This is a genomic window from Pseudomonas sp. GM50 (assembly GCF_000282375.1).
GTDB lineage: Bacteria > Pseudomonadota > Gammaproteobacteria > Pseudomonadales > Pseudomonadaceae > Aquipseudomonas.
The window spans coordinates 30,730-45,372 of sequence record NZ_AKJK01000011.1; the positions used below are offsets into that span (position 1 = coordinate 30,730).

Genomic DNA, 14,643 nt, shown 5'->3' on the forward strand with positions numbered 1-14,643 from the left:
CAACGTTCAGCGCCATCCACCTCACGCCCGAGAGGCTTTTTCAAGACTTGGCAGCAAGGAACTGGCCGGCACCGATGACGGAGCCGAGATAACTTCTGCCCGCCCTGCCTCGGGCTTCTCCTCTTCGACCTCGCCATTCAGCGCCTTGTGCATTTTCACGGTGTCCAGCGCCCCGACCCATTTGGCAATGGCCATGGTGCCGACGCCGTTGCCGATGGTGTTGGTGATCGCCCGTGCTTCCGACATGAACCGGTCGACACCCAGCAGCAACACCATACCCGCCACCGGAATGGTGCCCAGGGAAGATAACGTTGCTGCAAGAATGATGAATCCTGAACCGGTGACGCCCGCAGAGCCTTTGGACGTGAACATCAACACCGCCAGTACGATCAATTGATCCGTCAGGGTGAGCGGCGTGTTCGTTGCCTGGGCGATGAAGATCGCGGCGATGGTGTAGTAGATCGCCTGACCATCCGGGTTGAAGGTCAAACCGGAGGGAATGATCATCCCGGCAACGGGCTTGGAGACACCGGCCTTCTCCATCTTGGAAATCATCTGCGGCAGCACCGATTCCGAAGAGCTGGTGCCCAGCACGGTGAACAGTTCCTCCTTGATGAATTTCAGAAACTTCCACAGGCTGAAACCGCTGTAACGGCAGATCGGCCCGAGCACAAAGATCACAAACACCGCGCAAGTCAGGTAGACGCAGGCCATCAGCTTGCCAAGGGAGAACAGCGAGCCAAAGCCGTACTTGCCGATGGTGAAGGCGATTGCGCCAAATGCACCGATCGGGGCCAGGCGCATGACCATGTTGACGATGCGAAACATCCCCTGCATCAGGCTATCCAGCGTGTCGACGAAAGCTTTGCCGCGAGGCCCCGCATGCGCCAGAGCAACGCCAAGCAGGATGGAGAACAGCAAGATTTGCAGCACGTTGCCCTTGGCGAAGGCATCCACGATGGTGTCGGGGATGATGTTCATTACAAAGTCCATGAACGACGCGTGTTTCACCGCTGTGGTGTAAGTGGCCAGGCTGGAAGTATCCAGCGTGGCGACATCGATGTTCATGCCTGCACCGGGTTTGAACACATCGACGACGACCAGGCCGACGACCAGCGCCAACGTGGAGACCACTTCGAAATAGAGCAGTGCACGAAAGCCGACACGGCCCAGCTCCTTCATGTTTTCCATGCGTGCAATACCAGTGACGACCGTCAGGAAGATCACCGGCGCAAGGAGCATTTTGATCAGTTTGATAAAAGCGTCGCCCAAGGGTTTGAGCGCTGTTCCGGTTTCGGGAATGAGCACCCCGACAATAGCGCCGAGGATCACGGCGATAAGAACTTGTACGTAGAGTTTGCCAACTATTCTTTTCATGACAGGGCCCTGATTTTTTATTGTTGTCAGGAAATGCCAAGGGGTCCGATCAGTGATCAGCCCCTTGGTGTTGTGCCGCAGTACTACTTTGAATCAGCGAAAAATATCAGCGATTGATCAACTCGATCACGGCGTCGGTGACCTGCCGGGTGGTGGCATTTCCGCCGAGATCAGGGGTATGCAAACCGCTTTCGGTCACGGCTTCGATGGCCGACATCAGCTGTTTCGCCGCAGCCGCTTCGCCGAGATGTTCGAGCATCATGGCGGCCGTCCAGAACGTCGCGATCGGGTTGGCAACACCTTTGCCGGTGATGTCGAAGGCCGAGCCATGGATGGGTTCGAACATCGACGGAAATTTGCGCGAGGGGTTCAAGTTGGCGGTCGGCGCAATGCCCAGGCTGCCCGACAGGGCCGCGGCCAGATCGGACAGAATGTCGGCGTGCAGGTTAGTGGCGACGATCACATCCAGCGTCGACGGCTTGAGCACCATGCGCGTGGTCACCGCGTCGACCAGTTCCTTGTCGATCTTCACATCCGGAAAATCCTTGGCGACCTCGTAGAAAATCTCATCCCACAACACCATGCCGTGACGCTGAGCGTTGGACTTGGTGACCATGGTCAGATGTTTGCGCGGGCGGCTCTGGGCCAGCTGGAAGGCAAAGCGATGGATGCGTTCAACGCCGGCACGGGTGAACACCGACACTTCGGTCGCCACTTCTTCGGGCAGGCCCCTGTGAACACGACCACCGTTGCCGGAGTACTCGCCCTCGGAGTTTTCACGCACCACCACCCAGTCGATCTGATCACCATTGAGCAGCGGGCTTTTTACCCCTGGCAGGACGCGCGCCGGACGGACGTTGGCGTACTGGTCGAAGCCCTGGCAGATCGGCAGGCGCAGGCCCCACAGCGAAATGTGATCCGGTACATTGAGCGCGCCGACAGCGCCGAAGAAAATGGCGTCGAAGGTTTTCAGTTCTTCCAGGCCACCCTCCGGGATGTAGTAGCCGTTTTTCAGGTAGTTATCGGAGTTCCAGTCGAAGTGTTTGAAGTCCAGCTCAAAACCGGATTTTTTCGACAGGGCTTGCAGCACCTCGACGCCAGCAGCGATCACTTCCACACCAATACCATCACCGGGTACCGCAGCAATTTTGTATGCGCTCATTGGTCAACTCCACTCTCGTTACGTTCTTGTTGTTTCCGTCGGACCGGACTGTCCAAGCGGTGTGTGAACGGAGTATATGTAGTGAACAAAGAGGTGTGAGTTACTCCAAATCACTACATACATAACTTTGAGTTACGAATGAGCCAGACACTGGATTTGTCTTTTTTCTATCTGTTGGCCAACAAGGGAAGCCTGGCGGCGACTGCACGCGAGCTGGGTGTTACGCCGCCAGCGGTGAGCAAACGCCTGAGCGCACTGGAGGCCCGGCTTGGCATACGCCTGGTCAACCGCACCACGCGGTCGATGAGCCTGACCTCGGAAGGCGAGCTGTATTTTTCCCATGCCGCGCGCATCCTGACGCAGATCGATGAGGTTGAGCAGCTGATCAGCAACAGTCGCGCAACCCCCAAGGGTTTGATTCGCGTCAACGCTTCGCTGGGGTTCGGTCGTCGTTACATCGGGCCGGCATTGGCCGCGTTCTTCGCCCTCTACCCTGAGGTGGAAATTCAGCTGGAGATCAGCGACCACCCGCTGGATCTGGCGACTCACGGGTTTGATCTGGGCATCCGTTTCGGCACGCTGCCGGACGCCACTTTTCACGCACGAAAGATTGCCTCCAATCGCCGTTTGTTATGTGCCTCGCCGCTGTACCTGGAAAAGCATGGCGTGCCCCAACGCCTGACGGATTTACAGCAACACAACTGCATCTTCCTGCGGCAAAACGAAACGCCGTACGGCGTGTGGAGTTTTACCCACGGTGGGCGCACACAAAACATCAAAGTACGCGGCGCCTTAGGCTGCAACGACGGTGAAGTGGCCTTGAATTGGGCGCTGGAAGGCTACGGAATTCTGCTTCGCGCCGAATGGGACATCGCCCGTTACGTGCGCAGTGGCCGCTTGCGCCTGGTGCTGGAGGACCAGACACCGACCCGAGCAGATGTCTACGCCGTGTACCCGCAACAGCTGCACCTGTCGGCACGCGTGCGCTGCCTGATCGACTTCCTGGTCGAGTGCTTCAAGCACATCGATCACCTGGATGAAGCGCAATAGTCTACGCACGGCTTCTTCCAAAGAGCCAAAGACGCGCCCCTCCACGCTCTGCCATTAATTCCAGCCGCCGCCCAACACCTTGTACAACGTCACCCGGTTGCTCTGTTCGGTCAGGCGCAGGGTGATCAGGTCCTGCTGTGCGCTGTACAGCGAGCGTTGGGCGTCCAGGGCTTCGAGATAGCTTTGCGAACCGCCACGGTATAAGGCGTCGGACAGTTCGAAGCTTTTGCGGCTGGCGTCGGTCAACGCTTGCTGAGCCGTGATGCGGCGATCCAGCGTGCTGCGTACCGCCAGGGCATCGGCCACTTCCTTGAACGCGCTCTGCACCGTCTGCTGATAGGTCTGCACCTGTATTTCGCGTTCGACCTTGGCCGAATCCAGCGTCGCGCGGTTACTACCGGCATCGAAGATCGGCAGGCTGATGCTCGGGGCAAACGTCCAGGCGCCGCTGCCGGACTTGAACAGTCCGGACAAGGCCGAGCTTGAGGACCCCGCACTGGCTGTCAGGCTGATACTCGGAAAGAACGCCGCACGGGCCGCGCCGATGTCGATATTGGCCGACTTGAGTGTGTGTTCGGCGGCCAACACATCCGGGCGTCGTTGCAACAGGCTGGACGGAAGCTCCGCCGGCACTTGAACCAGCGCCGCAGCCGACTCCAGGTTCGCGCCTGGCAACAGCTCCTCGGGAATATCGCTGCCAACCAGCAGACGCAACGCATTGCGGTCCTGGAGAATCTGGCTTTCGTAGACCGCCGCGTCGCCTCGGGCCGACTCCACAGTGGTTTGCGCCTGCGCCACAGACAGACCCGAAGAACCACCCATTGCGTGGCTGCGCTGGGTCAATTCGTAGGTCGCCTGCTGACTGCGCAAGGTCTCCTGGGCCAAGTGCAACCGCTCGTTGTCCGCCGCCAGGGTCAACCACGCCGTGGCCACTTCGGCCACCAGGCTGATCTGCGTGCTGCGCCGGGTTTCGGTCAGCGCCAGATAGTCTTCCAGCGCTTCGTCCTGAAGGTTCTGTACCCGCCCGAACACGTCCACTTCATAACTGCTCAGGCCCAGTTGCGCACTGTAGTCATGAGTGGTGGCCGCCGAGCCACTGCTGGATAACGAACCGGGCGTGCGACTGTGAGTGCCACTGACGCCGGCATCGATCGAAGGCAAGGCCTCGGCTCGCTGGATGCGGTACTGAGCCTGCGCCTTTTCGATGTTCAGGCTGGCCAGGCGCAGGTCGCGATTATTGACCAGGGCCAGGGACTGCAAGCGCGCCAGACGGCTGTCAGTGAAGAACTGCTGCCACTCGATATCGGCGGCCACCTCCCCCTTGGGCGTGTTGGCGGGCGGCAGCCATTGTTCGGAGACAGGCGCTTCAGGGCGCTCGTACTGCGGCGCCAGATTGATACAGCCACCGAGCAGCGCGAGGACGGCCAGCAGTGGCCAGCGAAACTTGATCATGCGTCACCTGACTGGGCGGATTGGACGGAGGTCGAAGCCGTGGAAACGCGGCCAAAGCGACGGCGAATCTGCACGAAGAACAACGGTACGAAGAAGATCCCCAGCACCGTGGCGGTGAACATACCGCCCAGCACGCCAGTGCCGATGGCCTGGCGTCCGGCGGAACCGGCGCCGGAACTCAGGGCCAGAGGCAGCACGCCGAACATGAACGCCAGGGACGTCATGAGAATGGGCCGCAGGCGTTGCCGCACGGCGATCAGCGTCGCCTCCCGCAAGCTGTTGCCCTGCTCTTGCAGATGCTTGGCGAATTCGACGATCAGAATCGCGTTCTTGGCCGCCAACCCCACAGTGGTCAACAGCCCGACCTGGAAGTACACGTCGTTGCTCAAACCACTGAAACGGGTGGCCAGCACCGCGCCAACCACACCCAACGGCACCACCAGCATCACCGAGAATGGCACCGACCAACTCTCGTAAAGCGCGGCCAGGCAGAGGAACACGAACAACACTGATATCCCGTAAAGCAACGGTGCTTGCGAACCGGAAAGGCGCAGCTGATACGACTGCCCGGTCCACTCATAACCGATGCCTTCCGGCAATTGCTTGATAATCGCTTCCACGGCATCCATGGCGACCCCGGAACTGACCCCCGGCGCAGGATCGCCGACCACCTCCAGCGAAGCGTTGCCGTTGTAGCGTTCCAGCAACGGAGAGCCATAACTCCACGAACTGCTGGCGAACGAGGAAAAGGGCACCATCTCATTGTTGCTGTTGCGCACGAACCAGTGCTCCAGGTCGACCGCCTGCATCCGCGACGACGCCTCGCCCTGAACGTAGACCTTCTTCACACGGCCCTGGTTGAGGAAGTCATTGACGTAAGTGCCGCCCAACGCCGTGGATAAGGTGGTATTGATGTCGCTGGTACTCAGGCTCAAGGCCCCGGCCTTGCGATCGTCGATGCTGACCTTGAGCTGCGGTGAGTCATCCAGGCCATTGCTGCGTACCCCCAGCAGGCGAGGGTCTTTGTTGGCCAGTTCGATAAACTTCTCCCGCGCCGCCACCAGCGCCTCATGCCCCAGGCCACCAAGATCCTTGAGTTGCACATCAAAACCCGAACTCTGCCCCAGGCCCCGCACAGCCGGGGGCTGCATGACGAACACATTGGCATCACCAATGCTCGACAGTGCTATGGTCGCCCGCTGGGCGATGGACGCCGAATCCTGCCCGGCCCCCGAGCGCTCGCTCCAGTCCTTGAGCCGGATAAAGGCGCGGGCGGCGTTCTGGCTGTTGCCGTTCATGCCCAAGCCAGAGATGCTGATCAGCGCCTCGACTTCCGGTTGTTCGAGGATGTAGCTTTCGAACTGCTTGACCACTGCTTGAGTACGGCTGTCCGTGGCCCCCACCGGCAACTGCACCTGAGCCATGAGAATGCCCTGGTCTTCATCAGGCAGGAACGAAGTCGGCAAACTGAAATAACCGGCCGCCATCGCCAGCACCACCAGCCCATACACCAGCAGACTCGCGCGTCCACGCTGAAAAATTGCCCCCACCCATCCTTTATAGGCCTCGGCGCCGCGTTCGAAGGTGCGGTTGAACCAGCCGAAGAACCCGCGTTGAGCACCATGGCCCTGGGCATCGGACGGCTTGAGCAGGGTCGCGCACAACGCCGGCGTCAGCGTCATGGCCACCAGCACCGAAAGCACCATGGCCGAAACGATGGTCACCGAAAACTGCCGGTAGATGATCCCCGTAGAACCTCCAAAAAACGCCATGGGAATGAACACCGCGCTGAGGACCAGGGCAATGCCGACCAGGGCGCTGGTGATTTCATCCATCGACTGGCGCGTGGCGGCCAGGGCCGACAGCCCCTGTTCGCCCATCACCCGTTCGACGTTCTCCACCACCACAATCGCGTCGTCCACCAACAGGCCGATAGCCAGGACCATGGCGAACATGGTCAGGGTGTTGATCGAATAGCCGAACAGCGCCAGTACGCCGAACGTGCCGAGCAGTACCACCGGCACGGTGATCGCCGGGATCAGCGTGGCCCGCAGGTTCTGCAGGAAGAGGAACATGATCAGCACCACCAGGACGATGGCTTCGCCCAAGGACTTGACCACCTCCTCGATGGACAGGCTGACAAAGGGCGTGGTGTCGTAGGCAATCACATTTTTCAGCTGCATTTCCGTCGGATAGAACGGCTCCAACGCCTTGAGCTTGGCCTTCACCGCTTCGCCGACTTCAAGGGCATTGGCGCCAGCGGCCAACTGCACGCCCATGGCGGCGGCGGGCTTGCCATTGAGGGCTGAACTGATGTCGTAGCTTTCACTGCCCAGCTCGACTCGCGCCACATCCCCCAGCAGCACCACGGCGCCATCGCCAGTGGACTTGACCACGACATTGCGAAACTCTTCGGCGGTTTGCAGTTTGCTGCGGGCACTGATGGTGGCATTCAGTTGCTGCCCGGCCAGCGCTGGCAATGCACCGAGCTGGCCGGCGGAGACTTCGGTGTTCTGCGCCTCCAGGGCGCTGCTGATGTCCGAGGGCATCAACGCGTACTTTTCCAGCAGGGCCGGGTCCAGCCAGATGCGCATGGCGTAGCCCGAACCGAGAGTCTGCACATCGCCGACGCCATCGATACGGCTGATCTGGTCCAGCAAGGTGCTGGAAATGTAATCGCCAATCTGGGTGCCGGTCACGCTTTCGTTGTCGGAAGCCAGGGCGGCAATCATCAGGAAGTCCGACCCGCCCTTGGTCACGGTCAGGCCTTCGCTCTGTACCGACTGCGGCAGTCTCGACTCAGCCTGTTGCAGCTTGTTCTGCACCTGCATCTGCGCCACATCCGGGTTCGTGCCCGCGGTGAACGTCAGGTTGATACTGGCACTGCCCGCCGAGCTGCTGGAGGCCGACATGTAGGTCAGGTTATCCAGGCCTTTCATCTGCTGCTCGATGACCTGGGTCACCGAGTCTTCCACGGTCTTGGCCGAGGCGCCGGTGTAGGTGGCGGAAATACGAACCGTCGGCGGCGCGATGTCCGGGTACTGTTCCAGGGGCAACTGACTGATCGACAAGGCCCCGGCAAGCATGATGACGATGGCGATGACCCATGCAAAAATCGGCCGATCGATAAAGAAACGCGCCATGCTCAGCCCTCCTGCGCAATGGCAACAGGCGCCGATTTCAGCGTGCGGCTGCGAGTACCGGGGTTCTGTGCCACCACTGATTCACCGACTCGGACTTTCTGCCCGCCCTCGACAATCACCTGGTCACCGGCCTTCAGACCAGCCGTGACCCACCACTGATTGTCCACGGCGCGGTCGATGGTCAGCACGCGCTGTTCGACCTTGCCATTGACCACCACCAGCACCGAGGTCACGCCACTGGCACTGCGGTTCACCGCCTGTTGCGGAATCAATATCGCCTGATCGTCCCGAGCCTGTTCCAGCACCGCCCGCACGTACATGCCCGGCAGCAATAGCCGGTCAGGATTGGCGATTTCTGCCCGCAAGGTCACCGTGCCAGTGCCCTCATTGACACTGACCCCGCTGAACTTCAAGCGACCTTCATGGGCGTAGGCGCTGCCGTCGTCGAGCTTGAGGCTGATCCGCGCTTCGCCTTCGCCGTTGCTTTGCAGCACGCCGCTGGCCAAGTCACGCTTGAGGCGCAACAACTCGGTGGTCGATTGGGTGACATCCACGTAGATCGGGTCCAACTGCTGCACCGTGGTCAGTGCGCTGTCCTGATTGGCCACCACCAGCGCACCGGGGGTGACCGTCGAGGTTTCGATGCGTCCGCTGACGGGCGAGCTAATGCGGGTATAGGCCAGGTTGATGCGCGCGGTATCCACCCCGGCCTGCGCCACTTGCAGCTCAGCCTCGGCGGTCAGCAGACTGGCCTGGGCATCCTCGTTGTCCTGCTGGCTGATGGCATCGATCTTCGCCAACTGTGCATCGCGCCTGGCCGTGGCCTGGGCCGACTTCAATGTGGCGCGAGCCTTTGCCAGGGTCGCCTGTGCTTCAGCCAACGAGGCTTTGTAAGAGGACGCGTCCAACTGATACAACGCCTGCCCGGCCTTGACCTCGGCACCTTCGACAAACAACCGCTGCTGAACGATACCGCCAACTTGCGGCCGAATCTCGGCGACCATGAACGCTTGAGTGCGCCCGGCCAGTTCCGTGGTCAGCGCCTGGCTTTTGGGCTGCACAGTGATCACTGAAACCTTGGGCGGTTCGATAACCGGCGCGGATTCGCCGGGGGAGCATCCGCTCAACACGAGCAGGACGATCAAGGAAAGTAGAATGGCGGCGGTCACCAAGGATTTGGCGAAAAGTTTGGTCGACATAAATGCCTCTGCAAGACGGGATGGCTGAAGCCAGGCGCCATACTGCGAGGCAAATGTGCAGGAAAATTGAAGATTGCCCCGCGAGCTTGAATCTTCGTCGCGCCGGGGCCTAAATGGGCGGGCCATTCACTGACCTGCCCGAGCCCATGAAACTGAGTATCTCCACCAAGCTGTTTATTGCGGTACTGGCCAGCGTGCTGTTTGTCATCCTGAGCATGGGGCTGGCCAACGGCTGGAGCTTTGGCAAAGGCTTTCTCGACTACCTCAACGAACAGGCCCTGTTGCGCATGACCCCGGTGCTGCCACGCCTGGCCGGCGCCTATGAGCGCGAAGGCAGTTGGGAATTTCTGCGCGACCAGCCGGATCGCTGGTTCGAACTCATGCGGCCGGAGCCGGGTGTAGATTTCACCGACCCGCAGCGGCCGAACCTGCCCACGTCCGACCTGACCGGCGCGGTGTTTCGCATCGCCTTGCTGGACCAGCAAAAACAGCTGGTCATGGGCTACTCAGCGATTGCCGACGACGCCCTGATGCGCCCTATCGAGGTTGCCGGTAAAACCGTCGGCTGGCTGGCGGTGACACCGTTTCAGAACGTGACCGAAGCCGGTGGCGAACGCTTTCGCCTGTACCTGTTGCGCACCAGTCTGGGCATGGGCGTAATCTCGTTGCTGCTGGCGATGCTGATCGCCTGGTGGATTGCCCGCACCCTGCTTGACCCGGTCAAGCGAGTGGCCGCCGCCACGCACCGACTGGCCGCCGGGGAATACAGCAACCGGGTGGCGGTGTCTTCCAATGACGAAGTCGGTCAACTGGCCCGTGACTTCAATCAGCTGGCGTATACGCTGGAACGCAACGAAAAAATGCGCCGGGAGTTCATGGCCGATGTTTCCCATGAGCTGCGCACCCCACTGTCGGTGTTGCGTGGTGAACTGGAGGCCATCGAGGACGGTGTGCGCACCCTCGATCAATCCTCAATGAAATCGCTGCAAGGCGAAGTCGGCATGCTCAGCAAACTGGTGGATGACCTGTACGAACTGTCTCTGGCCGATGTGGGCGCACTGACTTACCGCAAGAGCGAATGCGATCTCAACGAGCTGCTGGACGGTTGCGTGGCGATGTTCCAGGAACGCTGCAATGCGCGGCATTTGCGCCTGGAGCTGGAACTACCGACCTCGCCGCTGCGGTTAGAGGCCGACCCCAAGCGCTTGCAGCAACTGTTCGCCAATCTGCTGGAAAACGCCGTGCGCTATACCAATGAAGGCGGCGTGCTGCGCATTCGCGCGGCCAGCGATGGCGACGTCGTACGCATTGATTTCCTTGATTCCGGCCCCGGGGTCGACGCGGATCAGTTGCCGCGGCTGTTCGAGCGTTTTTACCGCGGCGAAACCTCACGCAATCGCGCCAGTGGTGGCGCCGGTCTGGGGCTCGCTATTTGTCACAGCATCGCCCTGGCCCATGGCGGCAGTATCAGTGCCGATCACTCTCCTTTGGGTGGCCTTTGGCTGACCCTGCGCCTGCCACGGAACGCCTGAACAATGGTCAACGACAGCCCGATCCTCATCGTCGAAGACGAACCCAAACTGGCCGCGTTGATGCGCGACTATTTGATCGCCGCTGGCTATGCGACCCAGTGCCTGGACAACGGGCTGGCGGTGGTGCCGGCAGTACGGGCCAGTGAGCCGCGACTGATCCTTCTCGACCTGATGCTACCTGGGTGTGATGGCCTGCAAGTGTGCAGGGAACTGCGCAGCTTCAGTGCCGTGCCCATCATCATGATTACCGCCCGGGTCGAGGAAGTGGATCGCCTGCTCGGGCTGGATCTGGGCGCCGACGACTACATCTGCAAACCCTTCAGTCCTCGCGAAGTGGTCGCCAGGGTCAAAGCCATCCTGCGACGCAGCCCGCATCTTTTGACCTCGGCAGCACCGCGTCTACAGATTGACGAAGCACAGTACCAAGCCTCCCTCGACGGTGTGGCACTGGACCTGACGCCTCTGGAACTGCGCTTGCTCAATACCCTCGCCCGCTCTCCGGGACGCGTATTTTCCCGGGATCAGTTGCTCGACAGGATCTATTCTGATCACCGGGTGGTCACCGACCGCACGGTCGACAGCCATATCCGTAATCTGCGACGCAAGCTCGAACAGGCCTGCCCGGGAGAGCATCCGATCGAGTCGTTGTATGGGGTTGGCTATCGGTTTCAGCTCGCCGACGCCTGAGCGTCGTCGAAATGGCCGTTATTGATCCGCCGCATAGATAATGGTTTGCGCGCTGTCGGATGTAGCGAGGCGGCGGGTGAAGTAGGTATCGCCTTCATCTGTCTGGATCTCGTAGTCGACCTTGCTGGCGACACGGCCCGATGCACCGCAATGCTTGATGATTTTCAGCACCCGCTGAAACTTCACGCTCTGAGTACCGTTCTGGGCAGGGCCAGTGAGTACATTGACCGTTTGAAACCAGCCTTCATTCTTCTTGTTCGACACGAGGGTGCCGGTGAGTGCCTCAAAGCGCTCCAGACGGGTAAAGCCCCAGAGTGTCTGTTCCTCAACCGCTTTGCCTTGGGCTGTGGAGCCAGTGAATACAAACAGATTGATGGCCGGATTGTCTTCGCAAAAGAAGTCATAGGGCACAAGCCCGTCGACCATTTTCTTGCCGGGAACGAAACCCTTTTTATGAACCAGAAACATGACCACCTCCACTCTAAAACATCAGCAAACGCTGAGTAAGTTTGAGCGGGAAGTCTACTGAGACGGGGCGTACAGAGCCGTCAAGCCAATGTAATATCGTGTAAAGATCACGCCCGATGGGGCAAACTGATTTCCACCATCAACCCGCCGGATGGCTGGTTGCGCGCCATGATCGTGCCGCCGTGTATTTCCACAGCCCTTGAAGCGATCGCCAGGCCCAGCCCGAAACCGGCACTGGCCTCGTTCAGGCCGCGCTCGAACGGGTGGAAAATGTCCTGCAGTCGCTCGTTTTCAACACCCGGCCCCCGATCGGTAATCTGCACCGTCAGGTAGTCTGCATCGGGTTTGACCTCGGCCACTACAACAACAGCCGTGTTCGGCTTGGTATAGCGCACCGCGTTTCGAATGACGTTCTCGAAACACCGATACAGCAGTTCGCCGCTGACACGACTGACAAAGGCCGGACTCGCCTGCAGGCTTACCCGGCAACCTTTCATTTGCGCCTCGAATTGAGCGTCCTCGACGATCACCGACAGCAACTCGACGATATCGATTGGCTCGCGCTCGATACTCTCGGGCCGACCCTGCATGCGCGCCAGGGTCAACAACGCCTCGATCAGCGTATCCATACGCACCGATTCGCGCTGGATGCGCTCCACCATTTCCTGGCGTGCCGGATCTTGCTGCAGCAGCCCGATGGCCGCTTGCATGCGCGTCAACGGTGAACGCAGTTCGTGAGAGATGTCGTGCAACAGGTGTTGCTGGGCCTCCACCAGCAGTTTCAGCTGGTTGGCCATTCGGTCGCAGTCCTCGGCCAGATCGACGATTTCATCGCGGCGCCCACCCATCATCGGCTTGACCCGGGTTTCGAAGCGCCCCTGGGCCACGTCGCTCATCGCCCGCCGAAGATAGGCCAACGGCCATGCCAGGTAGTACGCCAGATACCCACTGAACAGCGCACTCATCACCGTGCCGATGATCAGCGGAATCGAGCGCCCTGGCCCTCCTCTATCACCTTCTTTGCCAGGGGACTGTGAAGACCTGAGCGACAGCGTGGTACCGTCCTTGCTGATGACCGATCGCTCATAAGCCGGATGCGGAACCGGCGATCCCGCCAGCAGTTGACCTGCACTGTCATACACGCCAACGGTCTGGTCATCCGGATGCTCCCACACCGTCAGCAACTGCCGGCCGGACTCGACACCAAACTGTCGCAGCAGCTGTTCTTCGCTGGCCAGGATCGCCTCCAGATGAGGGTCTCTGGGTCCGAAACTGCCCAGCACCAGAATGCCCAGCCCGACCAGAAACGTCAGGCTGGTGGCCAGCCAAAACGCCAGGAACAGCTTCCAGAACAGCCGGCTGGGCTTGGTCATTCGGCGATCAACAAGTAACCGAGGCCACGCACGCTCTGAATCCAGGCCTTGGTGTCGGGGCGCGGGCCCAGCTTCTGGCGAATGCTACTGATGTGCACATCGATGCGCCGGTCGTAGCGGGTCAACGGACACCCCAAGGCATTGAGCGACAGATCCTGCTTGCTCACCACCTGCCCGGCACAACGGGCCAGCTCTTCGAGCAAGCTGAACTCGGTACTGGTCAACCCCGGGTCGCGCCCCAGCCAGAGGGCCTGGCGCTTGCCGGGCCATAAAACCAGCGGGCCGGTCCTGATCACTTCGGTGGTTGGCTGATCCGCCGGCTGCGTCCGGCGCATGATTGCCCGCAAACGCGCCACCAATTCCCCCGGCGAGCTGGGCTTGGGCACATAGTCATCGGCGCCCAGTTCCAGGCCGGTGATCTTGTCTATGTTGTCGCCTCGGGCGGTCAGCAACACGACCGGCACCTGGCTCACAGCCCGAATGCGCCTGAGCACCTCGATACCCGACAGCCGCGGCAGCATCACGTCCAGCACCACAATGCTGTAGCGCCCGGAAAGCGCTTGCACCTCGCCCTCCTCGCCCGTGTGCACCGCAGTCGCCTCAAAGCCTTCACGCTCCAGGTATTGGCTGAGCATTCCAGTCAGTTCCTGGTCGTCGTCGACTAGCAATACGGAGATCATGGGGAACTCTTGAGTGTGTGTCCGCGCATTATCGCCCTTGCACTGCACACCGTCATCGCCCCGGGCCAACCTTTACCTAACTTGACACTTGGTTAACCGCACCAAACGCACCGAGCTTTTATGCTTCACCTCCACCAGCCTGCTCGCTCCGCGGACTCGTCTTGCTGCGAGATATCCGCGCCCGCCTACGCTGCTTGTCGATGTGTTCTGGATAAGATCTTGATGAATTTTTCGCGCCTGCTCTGCTCGGCTGCACTGCTACTCAACGCCACACTTGTGCATGCTCAAGGCTTCAAAATTTCCGATATTCGCATCAACGGCCTTCAGCGGGTTTCCGCAGGGAGTGTGTTCGGTGCCTTGCCGTTAAACGTCGGTGATGACGCGGATGAGCGCCGCTTGGTGGAGTCCACCCGCGCACTGTTCAAGACCGGTTTCTTTCAGGATATCCAACTGGGGCACGAGGGCAACGTCCTGGTCATCACGGTGGTCGAGCGTCCCTCGGTCGCCAGTATCGAGATCG

Annotated in this window: 11 protein-coding genes and 1 pseudogene; 4 read left to right on the forward strand and 8 right to left on the reverse strand. The window is 60.4% G+C overall.

The genetic code is table 11. From position 1 onward, the window contains the following. Window positions 1-21 precede the first annotated feature (21 nt). Together PMI30_RS26705 and PMI30_RS26700 are read right to left on the reverse strand one after the other, a co-directional pair. Window positions 22-1,377, reverse strand: a complete 1,356-nt coding sequence (locus tag PMI30_RS26705; RefSeq protein ID WP_008005763.1) for a dicarboxylate/amino acid:cation symporter — start codon at window positions 1,375-1,377, stop codon at window positions 22-24. 106 nt (window positions 1,378-1,483) lie between these two features. Then, window positions 1,484-2,539 (reverse strand): tartrate dehydrogenase, encoded by a 1,056-nt coding sequence (locus tag PMI30_RS26700; RefSeq protein WP_007896310.1) that lies wholly within the window; start codon window positions 2,537-2,539, stop codon window positions 1,484-1,486. Between the two features lie 138 nt (window positions 2,540-2,677). Between PMI30_RS26700 and PMI30_RS26695 the strand changes: the two genes are divergently transcribed. After that, the gene (locus tag PMI30_RS26695; protein WP_008005764.1) at window positions 2,678-3,589 is read left to right on the forward strand and encodes a LysR family transcriptional regulator; all 912 of its coding nucleotides are present in this window, start codon (window positions 2,678-2,680) and stop codon (window positions 3,587-3,589) included. 54 nt (window positions 3,590-3,643) lie between these two features. Here PMI30_RS26695 and PMI30_RS26690 read toward each other — a convergent pair whose 3' ends face one another. Genes PMI30_RS26690 through PMI30_RS26680 form a run of 3 tightly spaced genes read right to left on the reverse strand, consistent with a single transcriptional unit; the run spans window position 3,644 to window position 9,383 of the window. Further along, window positions 3,644-5,041, reverse strand: coding sequence for an efflux transporter outer membrane subunit (locus tag PMI30_RS26690; protein ID WP_008005765.1), 1,398 nt, complete (start codon window positions 5,039-5,041; stop codon window positions 3,644-3,646). Further along, window positions 5,038-8,184 (reverse strand): efflux RND transporter permease subunit, encoded by a 3,147-nt coding sequence (locus tag PMI30_RS26685; RefSeq protein WP_008005766.1) that lies wholly within the window; start codon window positions 8,182-8,184, stop codon window positions 5,038-5,040. Before PMI30_RS26685 ends, PMI30_RS26690 begins: the two co-directional genes overlap by 4 nt. Before the next feature lie 2 nt (window positions 8,185-8,186). Beyond that, window positions 8,187-9,383, reverse strand: coding sequence for an efflux RND transporter periplasmic adaptor subunit (locus PMI30_RS26680; protein ID WP_008005769.1), 1,197 nt, complete (start codon window positions 9,381-9,383; stop codon window positions 8,187-8,189). 113 nt (window positions 9,384-9,496) lie between these two features. On the opposite strand from PMI30_RS26680, the gene baeS reads away from it, so the two are divergent. Beyond that, window positions 9,497-10,915 (forward strand): sensor histidine kinase efflux regulator BaeS, encoded by a 1,419-nt coding sequence (gene baeS, locus PMI30_RS26675; RefSeq protein WP_008005771.1) that lies wholly within the window; start codon window positions 9,497-9,499, stop codon window positions 10,913-10,915. 3 nt (window positions 10,916-10,918) lie between these two features. Next, window positions 10,919-11,602, forward strand: a complete 684-nt coding sequence (locus PMI30_RS26670) for a response regulator (protein ID WP_008005773.1) — start codon at window positions 10,919-10,921, stop codon at window positions 11,600-11,602. 18 nt (window positions 11,603-11,620) lie between these two features. Here the strand turns inward: PMI30_RS26670 and PMI30_RS26665 are convergent, their stop codons facing one another. The 3 genes from PMI30_RS26665 to PMI30_RS26655 form a co-directional block, all read right to left on the reverse strand. Next, window positions 11,621-12,070, reverse strand: coding sequence for a hypothetical protein (locus tag PMI30_RS26665; RefSeq protein WP_007896291.1), 450 nt, complete (start codon window positions 12,068-12,070; stop codon window positions 11,621-11,623). A 107-nt stretch (window positions 12,071-12,177) separates the two neighbouring features. After that, the gene (locus tag PMI30_RS26660; protein ID WP_008005775.1) at window positions 12,178-13,443 is read right to left on the reverse strand and encodes a HAMP domain-containing sensor histidine kinase; all 1,266 of its coding nucleotides are present in this window, start codon (window positions 13,441-13,443) and stop codon (window positions 12,178-12,180) included. Continuing rightward, a complete protein-coding gene (locus tag PMI30_RS26655) occupies window positions 13,440-14,123 on the reverse strand; it encodes a response regulator transcription factor (RefSeq protein WP_008005778.1) in 684 nt (227 codons plus the stop codon). The genes PMI30_RS26660 and PMI30_RS26655 overlap by 4 nt, the downstream gene beginning before the upstream one ends. A gap of 222 nt (window positions 14,124-14,345) precedes the next feature. Between PMI30_RS26655 and PMI30_RS26650 the strand changes: the two are divergent. Continuing rightward, window positions 14,346-14,643 (forward strand): annotated as a pseudogene (locus PMI30_RS26650) (outer membrane protein assembly factor BamA); the annotation flags it as partial.